The sequence below is a fragment of the Bacteroides sp. 1001302B_160321_D4 genome, from assembly GCF_015667765.1.
Lineage (GTDB): Bacteria > Bacteroidota > Bacteroidia > Bacteroidales > Bacteroidaceae > Bacteroides > Bacteroides xylanisolvens.
In genome coordinates, this window is sequence record NZ_JADPLO010000032.1 from 45,276 (window position 1) to 67,351 (window position 22,076).

Below are 22,076 nucleotides of genomic sequence, written 5' to 3' on the forward strand. Positions count from 1 at the left end.
ATATTATGGATAAAAAAAGAGTTTATACCTTTGGTAATGGTCAGGCAGAAGGAAAGGCTGACATGAAAAATTTGCTCGGTGGTAAGGGAGCCAACCTTGCTGAAATGAATTTAATCGGAATTCCTGTCCCTCCCGGATTCACAATAACTACAGATGTTTGTACGGAATACAATACGTTAGGACGTGATAAAGTGGTTGAGTTGCTGAAAGATGAAGTTGTAAAAGCAATCGCTCATGTGGAAGCGTTGATGAAATCTAAATTCGGTGATGTTGAAAATCCTTTGTTGGTATCTGTACGTTCCGGTGCACGCGCATCTATGCCGGGTATGATGGATACGATCCTGAACCTCGGATTGAATGATGAAGTGGTGGAAGGTATTATCCGTAAGACGGGTAATGCACGTTTTGCATGGGACTCTTACCGTCGTTTCGTACAGATGTACGGTGACGTTGTGTTGGGCATGAAGCCTACCAATAAAGAAGATATCGACCCGTTCGAAGCTATCATCGAAGAGGTGAAAAAAGCGAAAGGGGTAGAACTGGATAACGAGTTGAAAGTGGAAGACTTGCAGGAACTCGTAAAGAAATTCAAGGCCGCTGTAAAAGAACAGACCGGAAAAGATTTCCCGACTTGTGCATACGAACAACTTTGGGGAGCTATCTGTGCTGTATTTGATTCATGGATGAATGAACGCGCTATTCTTTATCGTAAGATGGAAGGTATACCTGATGAATGGGGTACAGCTGTCAATGTACAGGCTATGGTGTTCGGTAATATGGGTGATACATCGGCTACAGGTGTTTGTTTCTCACGAGATGCCGGTACAGGCGAAGACCTTTTCAATGGTGAATACCTGATTAACGCACAAGGTGAAGATGTAGTGGCAGGTATCCGTACTCCACAGCAGATCACTAAGATTGGTTCTCAACGTTGGGCTGTATTGGCTGGCGTTACCGAAGATGTTCGTGCTGCGAAATTCCCTTCAATGGAAGAAGCAATGCCGGAAATCTATAAAGAATTGGATGCTCTCCAGACTAAACTGGAAAATCATTATAAAGATATGCAGGACATGGAGTTCACCGTACAGGAAGGTAAACTCTGGTTCCTCCAGACACGTAATGGTAAGCGTACAGGTGCTGCCATGGTAAAGATTGCTATGGACTTGCTCCGTCAGGGTATGATTGACGAAAAGACTGCTTTGATGCGCGTGGAACCGAATAAACTTGATGAATTGCTCCACCCTGTATTCGATAAGGATGCTTTGAAGAAAGCCAAAGTGTTGACCCGTGGTCTTCCGGCTTCTCCGGGTGCTGCAACCGGTCAGATCGTATTCTTTGCTGATGATGCTGCCGAATGGCATGCTGCCGGTAAACGTGTGGTGATGGTGCGTATCGAAACTTCTCCGGAAGACTTGGCCGGTATGGCAGTGGCCGAAGGTATTCTTACGGCTCGTGGCGGTATGACTTCTCACGCGGCTGTTGTGGCTCGTGGTATGGGTAAATGCTGCGTATCGGGTGCAGGTGCATTGAACATTGATTATAAAAACCGTACGGTAGAGATTGACGGTGTATTGCTGAAAGAAGGTGACTATATCTCTTTGAACGGAAGTACAGGTGTAGTATATAATGGCAAGGTAGAAACGAAAGCTGCAGAGCTTTCCGGCGACTTTGCCGAATTGATGACACTGGCTGATAAATATACTCGTTTGCAGGTACGTACCAATGCGGATACTCCTCATGATGCGGAAGTTGCACGTAACTTCGGTGCAGTAGGTATCGGCCTTTGCCGTACAGAACACATGTTCTTCGAAGGCGAAAAGATCAAAGCAATGCGTGAAATGATCCTGGCGGAAAATGCAGAAGGACGTCGGAAAGCATTGGCTAAGATTCTTCCATATCAACAAGAAGACTTCAAAGGTATCTTTAAAGCAATGGCTGGTTGCCCGGTAACCGTTCGTTTGCTCGATCCTCCTTTGCATGAGTTTGTTCCTCACGATTTGAAGGGACAGCAAGAAATGGCGGATACGATGGGTGTAAGCCTGCAATATATCCAGCAACGTGTAGAATCACTCTGTGAACATAACCCGATGTTAGGTCACCGTGGTTGCCGTTTAGGAAATACTTATCCTGAAATTACTCAAATGCAGACACGTGCAATTTTGGGTGCTGCATTGGAACTGAAGAAAGAAGGAGTGGAAACTCATCCGGAAATCATGGTTCCGTTAACCGGTATCTTGTATGAATTCAAGGAGCAGGAAAATGTGATTCGCTCGGAAGCTAAGAAATTGTTTGAGGAAGTAGGAGATAGTATTGACTTCAAAGTAGGTACAATGATCGAGATCCCGCGTGCTGCTTTGACTGCCGACCGTATTGCTTCTTCTGCCGAGTTCTTCTCATTCGGTACAAATGACTTGACGCAGATGACCTTCGGTTATTCTCGTGATGATATAGCTTCTTTCCTTCCTGTTTATCTGGAAAAGAAGATTTTGAAAGTAGACCCGTTCCAGGTTCTCGACCAGAATGGTGTGGGACAGCTGGTACGTATGGCGACAGAAAAAGGCCGTGCTATCCGTCCGGATTTGAAATGTGGTATCTGTGGTGAACATGGTGGTGAACCTTCTTCTGTGAAGTTCTGTCACCGGGTAGGTTTGAATTACGTTAGTTGTTCTCCATTTAGAGTGCCGATTGCCAGACTGGCGGCGGCGCAGGCAGCGATAGAAGGATAGTCAAATACGCTGGTTAGGTACTTAACTATCTGATAAATAGGCTGTAAATACTTGTGAAAGTATTTGCAGCCTATTTTATTTTAGATTATCATTGATTTTTAGTTGGGATGAATAGTATTTCTCTATTCCGCCAAATCCTCTGATTTTTTTATTTTCTTTCGTTTTATTGATAAAGTTGTTTAATCGCTTTTCAAATTCTTCAGGTCGTTTTCTGGCTGCTTCAATGTATGCAATTCGGATACGTTTATATGCGTCGGAAAAATGGAGATAATTTTCCCATATTGTCTTATCTTCCTTCAATCTTTCAATTATATCATTGGGGAAAATGAAAGGATCAGATAATACATTTCGTATTTTATCCTCAAATTTGGGGTGTATCATTTTATTTTCCAATAGCCACTTAAGTCTTTCTTTGTTAGCTTGCGAATAGGTACTTTTAGGGTTTCTGGGTGTGAAATGCTGAATTTTATGTTCTTTGTCGAGCGATTTTATTGTACTGTCAATCCACTCGAAACAAAGAGCTTCTTCAACAGCGTCGTTGTATGTGATACTTTTTTCGCCTGAAGACTTGCTGGGAAATACAAACCAAACTTCATTGGCAATCTCAAAGTTGTCATTCAACCACTTTCGCCAATCTTTTCTGTTCTCGAAATACTTTATTTCTATTGACATACCCAATCGTTTAAACTAACTGTTTTATTGCCTTTACTTTCATAATAACGAAGCATTTTACACTATACAATGTCAGTCAAACGCGTCTGTGTCTGATGGCTGAAAGGCTTACCACCCGTCAAAGATACTAAATCTTAAAGAAACAGTCCTCATTACTTCTTAAATCCTTTGGCTTATTATGGTATGACAACACTCACTACATGCAATATATTTGAATAAGAATCGATAGCAAGAATTTTGTGTTGCTATATAATATGATGTACAGAGTCTCCGTTAAACATTTATTTGGTGTTTATTATAAAAAACTAACTAAATGTTTGTTTGTTCATAAAAACTGCTTTACATTTGCACCCAGAAATCAATCGACCGAATTGGGGTCTAACGTTTAATTTAAAAAACAAAGAAAATGAAAAAGGGTTTATTATTGGTAGTTGTGATGTTAGCAACTATCGCTGTAAAAGCACAAGACATTTACGTAGGCGGATCTTTGAACGTTTGGCGTAACAGCACAGGCAACACTACTTCTTTTAAAATTGCTCCGGAAATCGGATACAACTTTAATGAAACATGGGCGCTGGGTGCTGAATTAGCGTATGGACATGAGTATGCAAACAAAGTTTCTATGAATTCATTTGACTTTGCTCCGTATATCCGTTTCTCTTATTATGAAAGTGGTATTGTGCGTTTATTCTTAGATGGAACCGCTTCAATCGGTTTTGATAAAGTGAAAGATGGAGATACTTTTAAAAGAGGTCAAGTCGGTTTGAGACCGGGAATCGCAGTTAAGTTGAATGACAATTTCTCTTTTATAGCTAAGTATGGTTTCTTGGGTTATCGGAGAAATATGGATTATGATGAGGATTATGCTCCTATTAAGCATTCATTCGGACTTAATCTTACTAGCGAAGACCTTTCAATTGGTTTCCACTACGCATTCTGATAAGAAGAAAAGTAATTCAACAAAATAGGAAAGGGAGTTCTCAAAAATAGGGAATTCCCTTTTTTTATGTATAATCTCTATAAATTACGCACTTGTTAACGAAAAAGTTGTTTAATACAAATTACAATTATACATTTGCATTGTTAAACAATAAGGTCAATAAAAACCTTTAGTATTAATTTAAAACTTTAAAATTATGAAGAAGAGTGTTTTGTTTGTTTTATTTGCGCTGATTTCAGTAGCAGGTTTTTCTCAAATTACAGGTTGGAATGCCAAGGTAGGGATGAACTTTAGTAATTATACAGGTGATCTTGATCTGAATGCAAAAGTTGGCTTTAAGCTTGGAGGAGGTTTTGAATATGCTTTTAATGATACATGGTCATTGCAGCCTTCATTATTCTTGACTAGTAAAGGTGCAAAGAAAGATGGAAATAGCATTAATGCAATGTATTTGGAATTACCGGTAATGGCTGCTGCACGTTTTAATGTTGCAGATAATACGAATCTTGTAGTTAATGCAGGTCCTTATTTTGCTTGTGGTATTGCTGGTAAAACAAAATTTGATTTAGGAAACGATACAGAACGTAAAGTTGATACTTTTGGTGATGATGCTTTGAAGCGTTTTGATGCAGGTCTTGGCGTAGGAGTTGCATTGGAATTTGGTAGAATCATTGCAGGATTAGATGGTCAATTTGGTTTAGTTGATGTGGAAAAAGTTGGTAATCCTAAAAACATGAACTTTTCTATTGTTGTAGGATATAAGTTCTGATAAGAAAACACTGAAAATATAGAAAGCCGTTGCAGAAGGTAATTCGCAACGGCTTTTTTAATATTTCATGATTGGGAAAAACACTTCTCTTATTGGATAAAATGAGGAAGCATAACCAGTTAGTTTTATGATCGGCTATATTTATTAATCTGATAGTTTCTTCAGCTTTTTGAAATGCTCGATTACGGCTAAATAATTTTGGTCCTGACAAGCGTCGAATCTATTCCAGAGATCTCCTAAGACGACAGCTCCTCCAAAACCGAAATCCTTAATCTCCAATAAATTGTCTTCATTGATACCTCCCAATGCCATCACTTTCGAGTCGATAATCTTGGCTCTTTGTGCTTCGCGTAACTCTTCGGCAGTGTATGTTGAATAGTAATTCACTTTAGAGATACTGTCATAGATAGGGCTCATAAAAACATAGTCGTAAAAGTGCTTTCTGTTTTTTACCTCTTCCACAGAATGGCAGGAACAACTGATATGACCATAATAATCATGCGGTTCTTTGGGGTTACGTGCATTCAGGTGGATTCCCATCAGGTTGAATTCTTCTTTCAGATAAAAATGCTCATGTGTAACGATGCGACGGTGATATTTATCCGGAATAAGTGTCAATAGTCGTTCCGAATACATAGCCGGAGTCTCCGGCTTCCTAAGATGTAGGACATCCAGCCCCTCTTCGAAAAGAGCGGTAATAATCTTATCTTCTTCGACGAAGAAAGTAGGGGTGGTAACTACAATTAGTTTCATTTCTTTTGTTAAAATTGGATTGTTTAGCAAAGTTACTAATTAACTATGTCAGAAACCAACCTTTATAGTGAAAATTTGTTAGATTGCAGTGTCCGCAGGTCAATTGTCCATAGTTCGCCGGCTAAAACATCACCAAAGCCACAGATTATTTTCAATACTTCCGTAGCTTCAATGCTCCCTACAATGGCAGGAGTAACCCCCATCACTCCTTTGGGCGGAGGAGGCATCCGTTGCATTTCTTCTTCATCGGGATAAAGATCCCGGTAGTTTTTCTTTTGATTTCCGTAGTTGAATACAGAAACCTGTCCTTCAAAACCGCAGATAGCACCATATACGTAGGGCTTTTTCTGTTCAATGCAAATGTCGTTAATCAGGTAGCGGGTGGCAAAGTTGTCGCAGCCATCCACCACTATATCATATTCCTGAATGATATCATACGCATTGTCTTTCGTCAGCCGGACAGCGTAGGGGTGTATTTCGATCTCACTGTTAAGAGCGGAGAGCCGTTCCGCAGCACAGATAGCTTTGGGGTTACCTAACTCCTTTTCGGAATAGAGCACTTGTCGTTGTAGGTTGGTGATGCTTACCAAGTCATCATCTACCAGCCCCAGGCATCCCACACCAGCACCTGCTAGGTAGAGGGCGATGGGAGAGCCCAGCCCTCCCACGCCTACAATAAGCACTTTGGCTTCCTGCAGTTTCTTCTGACCTTCTTCTCCGACTTCGGGAAGTATAATTTGTCTGTCGTATCGCATCTGTTTATCTTTTAAAATCAAAAGACTGATCCCAATCTTTCCAGACGGGTTCACGACCCAGTTTTTTCAAATCACGTTCCACTTCAACCGCCTTTCGCTCATCACTTACGTGAAATTGTTCCAGGGTTTGAGGATAACTGAAATATCCTCCCGGTTCAGTTTTACTTTCCGCACTCATTGTGGTTACGCCAAGTGTTGCCATGTGGTTTCGGATTTCTGCGCTCTCACGGGTAGAATAAGAGATATCTACATCATGGTCGAAGATTCGCATGGCGAATGTAAGTTGGGCGAGTTCCCGGTCATTCATGACTACATTCGGCTGGAATCCGCCGTTTTCAGACGGGCGCATACGCGGGAAGTTTACGCTGTATTTCGTTTTCCAGTAATGCTTCTGCAAATAACGCAGATGATAAGCCATCATCGTTACGTCGGTTCGCCATTCCTCCAGGCCGATCAGGACACCCATACCAATCTTGTGTACACCTGCCTGTCCCATGCGGTCGAAGCCGTTTACACGCCATTCGAATTTTGACTTCATGCCTCTTGGATGATACGTTTTGTAATTTGCTTTATGGTAAGTCTCTTGAAAACAGATCACTCCGTTCAGGCCATGATTGGTTAGCTCCTTGTATTCTTCCGCTTTAAGAGGCATTACTTCAATTTGCAGGTTGCTGAAATAAGGCTTTGCCAAATCCAACGCCCGGGCAATGTATGGGACACCTGCTGCGGCCGGGTTTTCACCGGTTACAAGCAGTAGATTCTCAAAAGGAGCCAACCGTTTGATGGCTTTGTATTCATTGACAATCTCTTCCTCTGTCAATATCGTTCTCTTCATCGGATTGCTGATGTGAAAACCGCAATAGACACAGGAATTGGTACATGAATTAGTCAGGTAGAGCGGTACAAACATAGAGATTGTCTTACCGAACCGTTCCATTGTATATTTCTGACTAAGGCGTGCCATCACTTCCAGATAAGGAGTGGCGGCAGGTGAAATCAGCGCCATAAAGTCGTTGACATCCAGATGCTCTTTTTTACCCAACGCACGGCGTACGTCAGCATCTGTTTTGGAATAGATGGCTTTTGTCGTCTCTTCCCAGGATATTTTTTCTAATTCGTCTGAGAACATTTTATTCAATTATAAATTAAAAATTGAAAATTAAAATGAGGGGAGAGGGTAGGTCAGTGGCCTGACGTTTTGTTTCTCCCCACTCATTATTTGTTGCTTTTAGTGCTTTTCTTTAAATCGCGTGACAATCTCATTGCACAGAAATTAGGTCCGCACATCGTACAATATTCTCCGTCGATATGGTGTCCTGCGCGGAAATAGGTCTGCGCCCGTTCCGGATCGAGAGATAGGTCGAACTGGTCTTTCCAGCGGAACTCATAGCGAGCTTTACTCAATGCGTTGTCGCGTACCTGTGCACCCGGGTGTCCTTTTGCCAGGTCAGCGGCATGAGCGGCTATCTTGTAAGTGATTACTCCTACGCGTACGTCTTCTTTATCAGGTAAGGCAAGGTGTTCTTTCGGGGTGACATAACAAAGCATAGCCGTCCCCAACCATCCGATTTGTGCGGCACCGATAGCAGAAGTGATATGGTCGTATCCGGGAGCAATATCCGTCACCAACGGGCCGAGCGTGTAGAAAGGGGCGTCATGGCATTTTTCAATCTGACGTTCCATGTTCTCTTTAATTTTATGCATCGGAACGTGTCCGGGGCCTTCAATAAATGCCTGAACATTTTTATCCCAGGCACGGAGCACCAGCTCTCCCATGGTATCGAGTTCGGCAAACTGCGCTTCATCGTTTGCGTCGTAGATAGAACCCGGACGAAGTCCGTCACCTAATGACACGGCTACGTCATATTGTGCCAGAATATCACAGATATCGTCAAAATGATCGTATAAGAAACTTTCCTGATCGTGTACGAGGCACCATTTACTCATAATACTTCCTCCACGGCTGACAATGCCGCACAAGCGATTATCGGCAAGATGAACATTATGACGGCGAATCCCTGCATGGATGGTAAAGTAATCTACCCCTTGTTCACATTGTTCAATCAATGTGTCCCGGTAGATTTCCCAGGTGAGGTCTTCCACTATGCCATTCACTTTTTCAAGTGCCTGATAAATAGGAACAGTGCCTACCGGTACGGGACAATTGCGGATAATCCATTCACGTGTTTCATGGATGTTTTCTCCTGTGGAAAGATCCATCAACGTGTCTCCACCCCATTTACAGCTCCACAGTGCTTTCTCCACTTCTTCATCAATGCTGGAGGTAGTAGCCGAATTTCCGATGTTCGTATTGATTTTTACAAGGAAGTTACGTCCGATAATCATCGGTTCAGCTTCCGGGTGGTTGATGTTGGCCGGTAGTACAGCACGTCCCTCCGCAATCTCCTGACGAACAAATTCGGGGGTAATGTGAGTTTTAATTCCCAGTTCCTCACAATTCATATTTTCGCGGATCGCTACGTATTCCATTTCAGGAGTGATAATTCCTCTTTTGGCATACGCCATTTGGGTGATTGCTTCCCCTTTTTTAGCGCGATAGGGCAGAGCGATGTGTTCGAAACGTAAGTGATCGAGACTTTTATCATCTCTTCTCATTTGTCCGTATTCCGAAGTAATTTCAGGCAACTGTTCCACGTCACCACGACTCACGATCCATTCTTCACGCATGCGGGGCAGTCCTTTTTTGAGGTCAATGTTCATTTCCGCATCACTGAACGGTCCGCTGGTATCATATACATATATTTCCGGATTTGGTGTTGCTATCTTTTCTTCGCCTTCAAAGCTGACACTGGGCACTTGCTCCACTTTCCGCATGGCAACGCGGATATTCGGATAAAGTTTACCGGGTAAATAGACTTTCTGCGAACGGGGGAATTTTATTTTTTGTTCCATAGTTTATTTGTTTTAATCAAGAAAAGCCGTTAGAGGTGAACTTGCTTCTGCTACGAAGTCGACGGCTTGTAATCCTAATCCTGCTTTGTAAGCCTGTCTTCCGGCTTCTGTAGCTGCTTTGAATGCTTTAGCCATTTCTACCGGATTTCCGGCAACGGCTATTGCAGTATTCACTAATACAGCGGAAGCTCCCAGTTCCATTGCTTCGGCAGCATGGCTTGGCGCGCCGATACCGGCATCCACTACCACCGGGATACCTGCCTGTTCGATAATGATTTGCAGGAATTCTTTTGTCTGCAATCCTTTGTTCGTACCGATGGGGGCACCGAGCGGCATAACGGTAGCTGCGCCTGCTTCTTCCAGCCGTTTGCAGAGTACAGGGTCAGCCTGGCAATAAGGTAACACGATAAAGCCCAGTTTCACCAGTTCTTCCGTAGCTTTCAGTGTTTCGATAGAGTCGGGGAGCAGATAGCGCGGGTCTGGATGAATTTCCAGTTTCAGCCAGTTTGTTCCAAAGGCTTCGCGAGCCAGTTGCGCGGCGAAAACAGCCTCTTCCGCGTTACGTACACCGGAGGTGTTGGGCAATAACTGAATATTCGGATGAATGATATGTTTCATCATGTCGTCCTCTTTGTTATCCATGTCGATTCGTTTCATGGCAACAGTTACCATTTCCGTACCCGAAGCCAGAATAGCTTGTTCCATTACTTCATTGGAATTGAATTTTCCTGTTCCTAGAAAAAGACGGGAGTTAAATTCGCGTCCCGCAATTACTAACTTTTCCATTCTATATATTTTAGTTGATTATTTAAATGCTAATTTAGGGGCGTAGCGCCCCGGCAAGGTTTCCCTGCGGGATATTGTCATTTTAGGCACGGATTACACGGATTTCACGGTTTTAGAAATATGATTGCATAAAGCAACAGCGTAATCCGTGCCTAAAAAATCCCATTTATCATTTGACAAATTATAAATCACTTTCAATGATTCTACGTGTTTCTTCTACCGGATTATCTGCTCCGAGAATAGTTCCTGACAGGGCTATTCCATTTACTCCTGTATGAAGTATGGCAGGAATATCTTCAAAAGTGATTCCTCCGATAGCTACAACGGGGATTTCGATATTCGCTTCCTTCATCTGTGAAAGAATAGAAGAATAGCCCTCTAAACCCAGTACAGGGCTTAGATTCTTTTTAGTGGTAGTAAACCGGAAAGGACCGATGCCGAGATAATCGGCTCCGGCACGATAGTGCTGTACGACATCTTCGAAAGTGTTTGCAGTGCCGCCGATAATAAAGGCTTCACCAAGTATTTGGCGGGCCTGGTCGATAGGCATATCCTTTTTGCCTAGATGCACACCGTCCACTTCCAGCTTTTTGGCCAGTTCGACGTGGTCATCCAGAATCAGGATTGCTTCGTGCTCTTTGCAAAGCGGCTTCAGTTGCAGGGCTACTGCTTCCACTTCTTCGAGAGGAGCGTCTTTCATACGTAGCTGGATCCATTTGCATCCGCCTTCGAGTGCCATACGTGCCGATTCGAGGTACGAATACCGTTCGGTCTGATGCGTGATAAATTGTAGACTAATCATCTCCTTATCCTCCGCAAGCCGCTTTGATAATCACCAGGTTATCGTTCTCGTGTAGAATGAAACACTCCCATTCGATACGGGGAATCATTTTGTTGTTTACGGCGATAGCAATGCCTTGAACCGGAAGTTCGAGCTGTGCTGTCAGTTGCGTAAGGGTAGAAGCAGGAGTCATTTCCACCTCTTTGTTGTTCACTTGTACTTTCATTGTCCTATCAGAATAAATAAGTTGAAAGTAAATACAAAGAGCGTGCTTAAATGGAAAGGCGATAAGAAGAAACACAATCCCTACGTCAGTATTAACTGCCTCAGGTTCCTAGGGTATAATCTCAGCCCCTCATGGGGCACCCCTTTGTCTTTACGGGAGCAAAGTAAGCGAAAAAGAAACAGAAAAACACTAAATCAGTCGATTTTTTTTCATTTTTCTGTTGATTCCTGTTTTTTGATGGGATGAGAAAAGATAAATCGGGCGCCATTTTTGTAGCTCTTGTCAATCCATATATCACCTCCCATATATTGGATGGTCAGTTTACAGATAGCCAGTCCCAACCCTGTACCTTGCACGAATTCATTCAGCTTTTCGAAACGTTGGAATACGAGTTCCTGTTTATCTTCGGGGATTCCCGTGCCGGTATCTGTCACCGAGAACAGCATACATTGCTTTTCTTCGTCCACTTCATAATCCAGCGTGATACTTCCTCCGGCAGGAGTGAATTTCAAGGCATTATTCAGCAGGTTGATAATAATCTGTTGCAGACGCAACGGGTCCGTGTAGAGCATGTAAGGCTCCTTAGGCATTTGGAGTTTGATGTCTACATCCACTGTCTTGTTCCGGTTGGTGAGAGTAATCATATTCTGGCAATGGTTCACCAGCTCGCACCATTCATAGTTGAATTGCAGCTTTCCTGATTCCAGGCGTGATATATCCAGTACATCGCTAATCAGTTGGAGCAATAAATTGGAATTAGTCTGGACGATATCCGCATATTCTTTCAGTTCATCATTCTGCTCTACCGAACCGATAATCAGGCTGGAGAAACCGACAATTGCGTTTAAAGGTGTCCGTATCTCATGGCTCATATTCGAGACAAAAGCACTTTTTAATTGATTAGCTTCTTCGGCGCGCTCTTTGGCGTCGCGTAATTCGATTTCAGACTCTTCCAGTTTCTTTTTATCTTCCCGCAATTGTTGCGTGGTTCTTTCAAGGTGATTTTTCAGGATTTTCGTCCGGTAATAGTAATACAGGGAAATCATCAGACTTCCTACTAATACGAGGAAGATAATCAGGATAAATTGCACTTCTGTCTTGTAGGCTACAAAGAAGGGGATAGGCTGATTGATAACCATTGAGTTGACAGGCAACTTCTTGTTTTCAAATCCCCATTCCTTTAGTTTCTTCGCGTCAAATTTATATCGGTTGGGTAAGACATTGATGCTGCTGATACCCGTTTCCTTCTGGTCTAAAAAGCGGTAAGCATATTCTCCCATATTTTTTCCCACTCCTTCATATTGCGGGACATATCCTCCGATGGCCCAATAGCCTATTGCGGTGGAAGTCATACTGAACACAGGCAGGAGAGGATTGGCTTTGGAAAAAGCATAAACGGAGTTGTTCATGTAAGTGATCCCCCGGCTGTCAATTCTCCAGATACCAAGAAGCATTGCTGTGTTTCTGGGAAGATTGCGCAATTGATTGGCAGCCATATCGAGTGTGTGGATGCGACCGTCAATATAGGTGATGGATAACTGCGGGAAATGTTGCAGGTTTTTCTTGAACCATGCCAGTTCGGCAAGTCCGTTATAGGTATTATCCGATACAAATACCAGGTGCTCTGTGTCCGGGTAGAAATCCTGTATCATTTCGATATCTTTGCTGATGTTATATTCGTATGTATCACAGTATTTTACGTTGTACTCCTTCATTCGTTCCGTTAAGTTGATACTTACAGGATTATAGTTCCGCATATCGATTGAATCCTCCGGAATACGGATGCCGTTGCGTGATGCCATTGCGCAGAAAACAGGAAGCTGTTTATATTTCTCATCTTCAAGATGAAGGAAACTGCTCCATGCTTCACCACCCAAAAGAATTACTAATTTAGCTTTCGGATGTTTGTCTAAAATATCGGTTAATGTTTTTTTCCATTGGTGCGCCTGCGTTAAATCCGTCGCATTCATGTTTTCTACAATGGTCGAGTATCTTCCTCCCAATTGGGTGTAGGTTTCTATAAATGTGCTGATGTTATCGTAGGTATATTTAGTGTCAGAATTGTATGAGGTAATGAACAGGATCTCTTCCTCTGGTTCTTCTGTGGCGGCAACGTTGCAGAAAAGGGGGAAGAAAAGAAGAACGGCAATGGAGACAATAAATCGTATCTCTTTTCTTTTATATAGTACCATAATTGTTTGTTATGCTAGTTTATGGGTTGCAAAAATACAACTAATGCGTTTGATATACAATAAAAGTTTGTTTTTTTAGTCTGTAAAAAAGGTCGCTGTGAAAACACAACGACCTTTTTCATAAGTATAGTTTTGCTAGTAAATCCGGTTACATTCTTTTTTCAACCACATCCCAGTCGATGATGTCCCACAGGGCATTTACGTGGTCGGCGCGGCGGTTCTGATAATCCAGATAATAGGAGTGTTCCCAAACGTCAAATCCGAGAAGTGGTTTCAAACCGGCACGTACCGGATTGCTTCCGTTGGCTTCTTTAGTGATTTTCAGTTTACCGTCTTTCCCAACGGATAGCCAAGCCCATCCTGAACCGAACAATCCGACTGCTGCTGCGTTGAATTCTTTCTTGAAGTTTTCAAAGCTACCGAAGTCGCGTTTGATAGCTTCTCCCAGTTTGCCTGCTGGTTCCTTCTTTGAGGGTTTCGGGGCGAATTGCAGGAAGTACAGATTGTGATTCAATACTTGTCCGGCGTTATTGAATATAGCTCCGTCCGGTGCGGTTGCAACGATTTCTTCTACCGTTTTACCTTCATATTCTGTTCCGGGCACGAGGCTATTCAGATTATTTACATACGTTTGTAGATGTTTTCCGTAATGGAAATCTATTGTTTGCTGACTGATTACAGGTTCCAACGCATTGTTTGCGTAAGGAAGTTTAGGCATTTCGTAAGTCATGGTCATCATAATTAAAGACATTAATATAGTATTCATAATGTTACAAGTTTTAATTGGCTTGTTATACTATAATAACAGAAGCCTTCTGCAAAATGTTCACAGCATCTTACTTTATTTGTAAATGTACTGTATACGTTCCACCTCTTTCGGGTGATCGCGGTTGGTCCGGCAGATCCATTGGCCCGTATTGTCATATTCATAATAAGAATTGCCGTCAATCCGGTTCCCGTATTTATCATACAGGCAAGTCAGGCATCCGGACGTTTTTTGGTTATTACCCAAAATCCGTTGGTAGACAATCTGCGATAGATAACCGTATTTATCGTATTCATAAGCCTCTTTTTGTGAAATAACCTGATCCGGAGAATTGGCAAAAAGCAAGTTTTGATGTTGGGATGAAACCAATCTTCCTTTATCATCATATTTGTTGGCGGTGTATGCCTGAAGTTCTCCGTTCTTATTATATTCTTTGGTTTCGGTCAATAATCCCTGTTTATTGTAGGAGCTTATGACGACTCTTCCGTCTGCATACTTGAGCGAATCACTCTCAATACTTCCATCGGTACCGATACGGCGTGTCCGCCGGTAGAGATCCGTTTTGGTTTTCGGATTCGTTTGTACCTCAAAGATGCAGTGACCTTGCGGGTCGTATAATCTATTCGTCTGTATTTCATTACCTGGCTGCCCGTTCTTCATGGTAAGTGCCAGGGTGGAGACGAGCTGTCCTTTATCGTCATACGAATAAGTGGTCGAGGTGGTCCCTGTACTGTCGTTTTCCGCAGACTTTATCAATCGCCCTCCATTATAGTATTTCACGGAAGTAGGGGTGGATATGATTGTTTGCAGAATAAACGGTGCCCGCAGTGCGTTAGCTTGGTCGCGAAATTCCTTGTATCTGTGTGTGCAAAGAAAATCCTGCAACATACTTAACGATTCGGAACTGACAATGGCAGGTTTTAAAAGCTCAAAATCAGCTTTTTCACTAAGATATTCAAGGTCATCCAGGTGCGTACGTGCTGTGGAAGTCAGGTAAGGTGATTGCTTATAGTCGTCAATGATCTGTCGGATAGCTGTTGCATTTCCTTTCTCCCGGAGGCTGTCAATTCCTTGAAACAGAAAATCGTCGTATAACGTGCGGACTTCCGAAAGGAAGGGACGTGTATCTTTATCAGTGAAGAATTTCTGCATGGCGGCATTATCAAAGAATGCTTTAAAATTCGCAGAGGTCGGATTATTCTTTACGATCTGATAAAGCCGTTTGTTCTCCGCAGTGTTGATTTGAGAGATAAACTTGCCGTTCGGATATTCCGAAATATACGTTTGATAGATGTTCAGCGCAGGTGTTTTCAGCATCCCTTCCAGTAGGGCCAGTTCGCGGATGTCCCGCACCTTTTGCAAGAGGGCGGAGTCTGCCGGATAGCCGCTTGACTGGATGCTGTCCATCAATGTCTTGCTAAAGGGAATCTGCTCTTTCGATGCTTCCAGGATGGAGATAACAGCCTGTTCCGCTTTGTCTTGTACGTTGGAAAGCTGTATTTTCTCTTCTTCGCAGATATTCGGAAAATAAGCTTTCGTAGCTTGTTCGTAACAGCCAAAATAGTTGGTGGCGGCTTGCTCACTTTGTTTGTTCCACAATTCGTTGAGAACGTCCAACAATGCCAGTTCTTCGGCATAATAGGTTTGCGTCTCGTCATCTATCTTATCACGGTTTTTCTGCCATTTGTCGGCGTCATTATCGTTCAGATACCTTAGCAGCTTTTCCAAGCGGCTCTGCTTTTGTGCCATTGCCTGTGGAATGCAGGCAACCAGAAACAAACTTAAAATAATTGATAAAAATATACTCCTTTTCATTGCTTTTTGGGGTTAGGTTAAAATAGTTAGTGATGAAAATTCATAAAAATACCTTCATTCTCGAATGAATATTATACTTTTGTATTGAGAACAAATTTGAGTGCCAAGGGTTTGTTAAAAATCCACATTGTTTTTATAATGCTGTTATGAATACCAATTATATAGATGAATTGAACGAGAGTCAGTGTGCAGCAGTGACTTATAATGACGGTCCTTCGCTGGTGATAGCCGGTGCGGGTTCGGGGAAGACGCGTGTGTTGACTTATAAAATCGCTTACTTGCTGGAGCAGGAGAACGGGTATAATCCGTGGAATATCCTTGCACTGACCTTTACTAATAAGGCTGCGCGCGAGATGAAAGAGCGTATTGCCCGGCAGGTAGGTATGGAACGGGCACGTTATTTGTGGATGGGTACTTTCCATTCCATTTTCTCACGTATTCTTCGTGCCGAAGCACAATATATTGGATTCACTTCCCAGTTTACCATTTATGATACGGCTGATAGTAAGAGCCTGCTTCGTTCCATCATCAAAGAGATGGGGTTGGACGAGAAAACTTATAAGCCGGGAGTAGTGCAGGCACGCATCTCCAATGCAAAAAACCATTTGGTCACTCCTACGGGGTACGCTGCCAATAAAGAGGCTTACGAAGGAGATATGGCTGCCAAGATGCCTGCTATCCGTGACATCTATACCCGTTATTGGGACAGATGCCGTCAGGCGGGAGCGATGGATTTTGATGATTTATTGGTATATACCTATATTCTGTTTCGTGACTTTCCGGAAGTGCTGGCACGTTATCGCGATCAGTTCCGTTATGTGTTGGTGGACGAGTATCAGGATACGAATTATGCGCAGCATAGCATTGTTCTGCAACTGACAAAGGAGAATCAACGTGTCTGTGTGGTGGGAGATGATGCGCAAAGTATCTATTCTTTCCGTGGGGCGGATATTGATAATATTCTCTATTTTACGAAAATCTATCCCAACACGAAAGTCTTTAAACTGGAACAGAATTACCGTTCCACACAAACCATTGTTTGTGCTGCCAATAGCCTGATTGAAAAGAACGAACGTCAGATACGGAAAGCTGTGTTTTCGGAGAAAGAAAAAGGGGAACCCATCGGTGTGTTTCAGGCGTATAGTGATGTGGAAGAGGGTGATATTGTGGCTAATAAGATTGCGGAGTTACGTCGGGAATATCACTACGGATATGCTGAATTTGCCATTCTATATCGTACGAATGCGCAAAGCCGTATTTTCGAAGAGGCTCTTCGGAAACGGAGTATGCCTTATAAGATTTACGGGGGACTCTCGTTCTATCAGCGGAAAGAGATAAAAGATGTGATTGCTTATTTCCGTTTGGTGGTGAATCCGAATGATGAAGAAGCGTTTAAACGAATCATCAATTATCCGGCTCGTGGCATTGGAGATACCACGGTCGGGAAGATTATATTAGCGGCTACCAATCATGGCGTAAGTCTTTGGGCGGCAGTCTGCGAACCATTGAGTTACGGACTGGATATAAACAAAGGAACTCATGCAAAACTGCAGGGCTTTCGTGAACTGATAGAAGGTTTTATTGCCGATCAGGCGGATAAGAACGCTTATGAAATAGGAACGGATATTATCCGTCAGTCCGGTATTATCAATGATGTTTGTCAGGACACATCCCCCGAGAATCTAAGTCGTAAGGAGAACATAGAAGAGTTGGTGAATGGTATGAATGACTTCTGCGCTTTGCGGCAGGAGGAAGGCAATCCGAATGTGTCTCTTACTGATTTCCTTTCGGAAATTGCGTTGCTCACCGATCAGGACTCCGACAAGGCGGATGATGGGGAAAAGATAACGTTGATGACCGTCCATTCGGCGAAAGGATTGGAGTTTAAGAATGTATTTGTGGTTGGTCTGGAAGAAAATCTGTTTCCCAGTGGGATGGTCGGAGATTCTCCCCGGGCGCTGGAAGAAGAACGTCGCTTGTTCTATGTAGCTATTACCCGTGCGGAAGAACATTGCTATCTATCTTTTGCCAAAACCCGTTTCCGTTACGGAAAGATGGAGTTTGGAAGTCCCAGCCGTTTCCTGCGTGATATTGATGTTGATTACTTGCGGTTGCCGCATGAAGCAGGAGTGAGCCGTGCTGTGGATGAAGGTGCGGGACGTTTCCGCAGGGAGATTGAAGGGGGCTTTGCCCGTTCTGCTTCTTCGTCGCGTGCGCCTTTCGGTAGTAATTCTTCCGAGCAGCGTGAACGTCCGAAAGCACAGATTATTGCTCCCAGTGTACCGAGAAATTTGAAGAAGGTAAGTGCTGTTGGTGGAAGTAGCAGTGCGCAGATGGCGTCTTCCGGTTCAGCATCGGTAGCAGGAGTACAAGTCGGACAGATGATAGAGCACGAACGTTTCGGATTGGGCGAAGTGCTGAAAGTGGAAGGAACGGGAGACAATGCGAAAGCCACTATTCATTTTAAAAATGCGGGTGACAAACAACTATTGTTGCGTTTCGCTCGTTTTAAAGTGGTAGAATAAATAATAACACTAAATAGAGAGGCTCATGAAGAAACAACTAACAGTAATTTTGCTTTCCGCTTTGCTTTTGAGTGGATGTGCGTCGGGGCGTATGGGAAATCCGGGAGCTATCATGGCAGGTGCTTCTATTGGAGGTAGTCTGGGAAGTTCGATAGGCGGACTTATCGGAGATAATAATCATGGCTGGAGGGGCGGTTATCGTGGCTCTGCTATTGGAAATATCGTAGGAACCATTGCCGGTGCGGCTATTGGAAACGCATTGACGGCACCGAGACAAGAGCAGATAGAGGAAGATGCGTATATTCCTGAAGTGCGGGAAGTACGTGTGCAAAAGTATAAGAAGCAGCCGCAAGTGCAGCAGCCTATTTCTCAACTGAAGTTGCGCAAAATCCGTTTCATTGATGATAATCGTAGTCATGTGATTGATGCGGGAGAAAATAGCAAGATTATCTTTGAGATTATGAATGAAGGGAGAAAGCCTGTCTATAACGTGGTTCCTGTGGTAGAAACGGTAGGAAAGGTGAAGCATCTCGGCATCTCTCCTTCGGTGATGATTGAGGAAATTCTTCCGGGTGAGGGTATCCGTTATACGGCTTCGATCCATGCAGGTGAAAGGTTGAAAGACGGTGAAGTGACATTCCGTGTCGCAGTGGCGGACGAGAATGGGGTGATTTGTGATTCGCAGGAATTTACCTTGCCTACACAGCGCGGAAACTAGAGTTAAAAGCCCGAAATATCCGGTTTAAATATAGTGACGGTATATGCCTTGGATAGTGACGCTATCCTGTGCATATACCGTCACTATGTTGGTGGGATAGCGTCACTATCTTATATAATCATTTTGTTTGCACAGCCAATGTTTGAAGTCATGATTAGAAGTAACCTCTATTTCAGGGCGGGGCATACAAGTGTTTGGTGAAACCTAAAGCTATGCTTTAGCATCTGTAAAGCGTAGCTTTAGATAGGATAAAGCTACGCTTTTTACAGTCTTACCAATTGTTCCCTGCATTACTGCTACCGATAAGCATTTCCACACGTTGTTTATACAAATTTGCTCCTTCAGCGATATTCTTGCCGGCGTCTGCTGTTCCCATTCCGTAAACCACAATAGGGGTTTGCCATGACATTCCCGAATGAATAGCACTTACCTGATAAGGACGTAATAATTCGTCCGTAGTGAAACGGTTTCTGCCTCCACTGCGATAAGCCTCGTATTCGGAGCCCGTGGTCGTTACTACTGTTAGCGGTTTGCCGGCGACAGCCGGAGTCTTGGATAGAAAAGTAAAGACTTCATCCTGCCATTTCTTTAGTAATGACGGTGCAGACATCCAATAGAAAGGAAATTGATAGATGACAGCCGAAGCATCGGAAATGATTTTACTCCATTCATCTATATTGAAAGCAATTTCCTGTGACAGCTCGTAAAGATTGAAAACCGCCACTCCTTCCATGTCACTGACAGCATCAACTAATGCTTTGTTTGCTTGTGATTCTTTGATGTTAGGATGTGCCAGTAGAATCACTACTTTTCTTAAATCTTTATTCATTTTAATCGGGTATTTAGGATGATACAATACTTACTATAATATATAAGGTGTAAAAATAAGAAAAAGTTCGCGAAAACCAATATCTTAATTAAAAATAAAACAATCCCTCTTTGCTTTTGAATTTGTACTTTTGCATCCACGTTCGTAAGACGTCAGTTCAGATAATAATTTTATATATGATAGATTTTAATCAGTTTCCTTCTCCTTGTTATATCATGGAAGAAGAACTTTTAAGAAAGAACCTGTGTTTGATAAAAAACGTAGCCGACAGGGCGGGAGTGGAGATTATTCTTGCTTTCAAGTCGTTTGCCATGTGGCGTTCTTTCCCTATATTCCGTGAATATATAGACCATTCTACGGCAAGTTCGGTGTATGAAGCCCGTTTGGCACTGGAAGAATTCGGAAGTAAGGCACATACATATTCTCCAGCTTATACGGAACAGGATTTTCCTGAAATAATGCGTTGCAGCAGTCATATCACTTTCAACTCGATGCAGCAGTTCGAGCGTTTCTATCCGATGGTGGTGGCAGAAGGAAGTGGTATTTCTTGTGGTATTCGTGTAAATCCCGAATACTCGGAAGTGGAAACAGAACTTTATAATCCATGTGCACCCGGTACACGTTTTGGGATAACAGCCGATTTGTTGCCCGATGTATTACCGCAAGGCATTGAAGGCTTCCATTGCCATTGTCACTGTGAATCTTCTTCCTATGAGTTGGAACGTACATTGGAACATCTCGAAGCCAAATTTTCCCGTTGGTTTCCACAGATAAAGTGGTTGAATCTCGGTGGTGGACATCTGATGACCCGTAAAGACTATGATATCGAACATTTGATAACACTGTTGCAAGGATTAAAAGTACGCCATCCTCATCTGCGAATTATCCTGGAACCCGGTTCGGCTTTTACCTGGCAGACGGGAGTGCTGACTTCCGAAGTGGTGGATATTGTGGAAAGTCGTGGAATCAAGACGGCTATTTTGAATGTCAGTTTCACTTGCCACATGCCTGATTGTTTGGAAATGCCCTATCAGCCTGCCGTGCGTGGTGCGGAAATGGGAAACGAAGGAAAATATATTTATCGTCTCGGAGGAAATTCCTGTTTGAGCGGTGACTATATGGGATTGTGGAGCTTCGATCATCCTTTGCAGATCGGAGAACGTATTGTGTTCGAAGATATGATTCATTATACGATGGTCAAGACAAATATGTTTAACGGAATTCACCATCCTGCCATTGCTATCTGGACCAAAGAGGGGAAAGCTGAAATATACAAGCAATTTTCTTATGAAGATTATCGTGGCCGAATGAGTTGATAATCAAAATGATTGTTTTGCGGTCGATGCAAAGTGAACAGATTTCTGTGAAAAAAGTATGCAGAATGTTTGCAGGTTTACGGAAAATCCCTACCTTTGCAACCGCAAACGAAAAAATGCGGAAATAGCTCAGTTGGTAGAGCATAACCTTGCCAAGGTTAGGGTCGCGAGTTCGAGTCTCGTTTTCCGCTCTTGTTTCTTTGAAATAATGGAACTAAGTTTTGCCCAGGTGGCGGAATTGGTAGACGCGCACGTTTCAGGTGCGTGTGTCGAGAGGCATGCAGGTTCGAGTCCTGTTCTGGGCACCCATCTTTCAGAATTCTGAATGACGAAATTTAGTTTGCGGAAATAGCTCAGTTGGTAGAGCATAACCTTGCCAAGGTTAGGGTCGCGAGTTCGAGTCTCGTTTTCCGCTCCATATAGACATAAGGTTGTCAGTCGATAAGATTGGCAACCTTTTTTTATTTATGATTGATGAATTCTGATTTATATATGGTTGAATAATCGGGCTAATATTGGCTCAGTCTGAAACCTTGGGGGATTGCGTTAAAATTCTTATTTTTGCATCATGAAAACATCCTCTTCCCAAACGAT

18 protein-coding genes, 3 tRNA genes and 1 riboswitch are annotated in these 22,076 nt (G+C 43.0%); of the genes, 9 read left to right on the top strand and 12 right to left on the bottom strand.

What is annotated here, in order from left to right; all coding sequences use genetic code 11:
* Window positions 1–5 precede the first annotated feature (5 nt).
* Entirely contained in the window at window positions 6–2,726 is a 2,721-nt protein-coding gene (gene ppdK / locus KFO40_RS13545; RefSeq protein WP_008022674.1) for a pyruvate, phosphate dikinase, read from the top strand.
* A 75-nt stretch (window positions 2,727–2,801) separates the two neighbouring features.
* Here ppdK and KFO40_RS13550 read toward each other — a convergent pair whose 3' ends face one another.
* Complete coding sequence (locus KFO40_RS13550) at window positions 2,802–3,398, bottom strand: YdeI/OmpD-associated family protein (RefSeq protein WP_004313172.1); 597 nt, start codon at window positions 3,396–3,398, stop codon at window positions 2,802–2,804.
* Window positions 3,399–3,804: 406 nt separating this feature from the next.
* Here KFO40_RS13550 and KFO40_RS13555 point away from each other — a divergent pair, with 406 nt between their 5' ends.
* Both KFO40_RS13555 and KFO40_RS13560 read left to right on the top strand, forming a co-directional pair.
* A complete protein-coding gene (locus tag KFO40_RS13555) occupies window positions 3,805–4,338 on the top strand; it encodes an outer membrane beta-barrel protein (RefSeq protein ID WP_009039498.1) in 534 nt (177 codons plus the stop codon).
* 196 nt (window positions 4,339–4,534) lie between these two features.
* Window positions 4,535–5,107: a porin family protein gene (locus KFO40_RS13560; protein WP_049702636.1), complete on the top strand. Its 573-nt coding sequence runs from the start codon at window positions 4,535–4,537 to the stop codon at window positions 5,105–5,107.
* Window positions 5,108–5,251: 144 nt separating this feature from the next.
* Here the strand turns inward: KFO40_RS13560 and KFO40_RS13565 are convergent, their stop codons facing one another.
* The 10 genes from KFO40_RS13565 to KFO40_RS13610 form a co-directional block, all read right to left on the bottom strand.
* Window positions 5,252–5,860, bottom strand: coding sequence for a thiamine phosphate synthase (locus KFO40_RS13565; RefSeq protein ID WP_004313169.1), 609 nt, complete (start codon window positions 5,858–5,860; stop codon window positions 5,252–5,254).
* Between the two features lie 62 nt (window positions 5,861–5,922).
* The gene (locus KFO40_RS13570) at window positions 5,923–6,615 is read right to left on the bottom strand and encodes a HesA/MoeB/ThiF family protein (RefSeq protein ID WP_211146469.1); all 693 of its coding nucleotides are present in this window, start codon (window positions 6,613–6,615) and stop codon (window positions 5,923–5,925) included.
* Window positions 6,616–6,619: 4 nt separating this feature from the next.
* Window positions 6,620–7,744, bottom strand: coding sequence for a 2-iminoacetate synthase ThiH (gene thiH, locus KFO40_RS13575; RefSeq protein WP_004313167.1), 1,125 nt, complete (start codon window positions 7,742–7,744; stop codon window positions 6,620–6,622).
* Window positions 7,745–7,830: 86 nt separating this feature from the next.
* Window positions 7,831–9,528 (bottom strand): phosphomethylpyrimidine synthase ThiC, encoded by a 1,698-nt coding sequence (thiC, locus tag KFO40_RS13580; RefSeq protein ID WP_008017054.1) that lies wholly within the window; start codon window positions 9,526–9,528, stop codon window positions 7,831–7,833.
* Window positions 9,529–9,540: 12 nt separating this feature from the next.
* Window positions 9,541–10,314, bottom strand: a complete 774-nt coding sequence (locus tag KFO40_RS13585) for a thiazole synthase (protein ID WP_004313165.1) — start codon at window positions 10,312–10,314, stop codon at window positions 9,541–9,543.
* Between the two features lie 181 nt (window positions 10,315–10,495).
* On the bottom strand, window positions 10,496–11,116 hold the full coding sequence (locus tag KFO40_RS13590) for a thiamine phosphate synthase (RefSeq protein ID WP_008022656.1): 621 nt from the start codon (window positions 11,114–11,116) through the stop codon (window positions 10,496–10,498).
* A 4-nt stretch (window positions 11,117–11,120) separates the two neighbouring features.
* Window positions 11,121–11,321, bottom strand: coding sequence for a sulfur carrier protein ThiS (thiS, locus tag KFO40_RS13595; RefSeq protein ID WP_008017057.1), 201 nt, complete (start codon window positions 11,319–11,321; stop codon window positions 11,121–11,123).
* A 60-nt stretch (window positions 11,322–11,381) separates the two neighbouring features.
* Window positions 11,382–11,475: riboswitch (TPP riboswitch) on the bottom strand.
* 55 nt (window positions 11,476–11,530) lie between these two features.
* Complete coding sequence (locus KFO40_RS13600) at window positions 11,531–13,513, bottom strand: sensor histidine kinase (RefSeq protein WP_211146470.1); 1,983 nt, start codon at window positions 13,511–13,513, stop codon at window positions 11,531–11,533.
* Window positions 13,514–13,661: 148 nt separating this feature from the next.
* On the bottom strand, window positions 13,662–14,279 hold the full coding sequence (locus KFO40_RS13605; RefSeq protein ID WP_008022648.1) for a superoxide dismutase: 618 nt from the start codon (window positions 14,277–14,279) through the stop codon (window positions 13,662–13,664).
* Window positions 14,280–14,354: 75 nt separating this feature from the next.
* On the bottom strand, window positions 14,355–16,094 hold the full coding sequence (locus tag KFO40_RS13610; RefSeq protein WP_211146471.1) for an RHS repeat protein: 1,740 nt from the start codon (window positions 16,092–16,094) through the stop codon (window positions 14,355–14,357).
* Between the two features lie 146 nt (window positions 16,095–16,240).
* Here KFO40_RS13610 and KFO40_RS13615 point away from each other — a divergent pair, with 146 nt between their 5' ends.
* Both KFO40_RS13615 and KFO40_RS13620 read left to right on the top strand, forming a co-directional pair.
* On the top strand, window positions 16,241–18,619 hold the full coding sequence (locus KFO40_RS13615) for an ATP-dependent helicase (protein ID WP_117809617.1): 2,379 nt from the start codon (window positions 16,241–16,243) through the stop codon (window positions 18,617–18,619).
* Between the two features lie 25 nt (window positions 18,620–18,644).
* Complete coding sequence (locus tag KFO40_RS13620) at window positions 18,645–19,337, top strand: glycine zipper family protein (protein ID WP_128858977.1); 693 nt, start codon at window positions 18,645–18,647, stop codon at window positions 19,335–19,337.
* A gap of 271 nt (window positions 19,338–19,608) precedes the next feature.
* On the opposite strand, the gene KFO40_RS13625 is transcribed toward KFO40_RS13620, so the two are convergent.
* Window positions 19,609–20,166, bottom strand: a complete 558-nt coding sequence (locus KFO40_RS13625) for an NAD(P)H-dependent oxidoreductase (RefSeq protein WP_008015701.1) — start codon at window positions 20,164–20,166, stop codon at window positions 19,609–19,611.
* Between the two features lie 176 nt (window positions 20,167–20,342).
* On the opposite strand from KFO40_RS13625, the gene nspC reads away from it, so the two are divergent.
* From nspC to KFO40_RS13645, 4 genes are all read left to right on the top strand, one after another.
* Window positions 20,343–21,482 carry a carboxynorspermidine decarboxylase gene (gene nspC, locus KFO40_RS13630; RefSeq protein ID WP_118408859.1) on the top strand — a complete coding sequence of 380 codons (1,140 nt, stop codon included), beginning with the start codon at window positions 20,343–20,345 and terminating at the stop codon, window positions 21,480–21,482.
* Window positions 21,483–21,600: 118 nt separating this feature from the next.
* Window positions 21,601–21,673: transfer RNA gene (locus KFO40_RS13635), tRNA-Gly, on the top strand.
* 32 nt (window positions 21,674–21,705) lie between these two features.
* Window positions 21,706–21,787, top strand: a tRNA-Leu gene (locus tag KFO40_RS13640).
* Between the two features lie 37 nt (window positions 21,788–21,824).
* Window positions 21,825–21,900 (top strand) — tRNA-Gly (locus KFO40_RS13645).
* Window positions 21,901–22,076 lie beyond the last annotated feature (176 nt).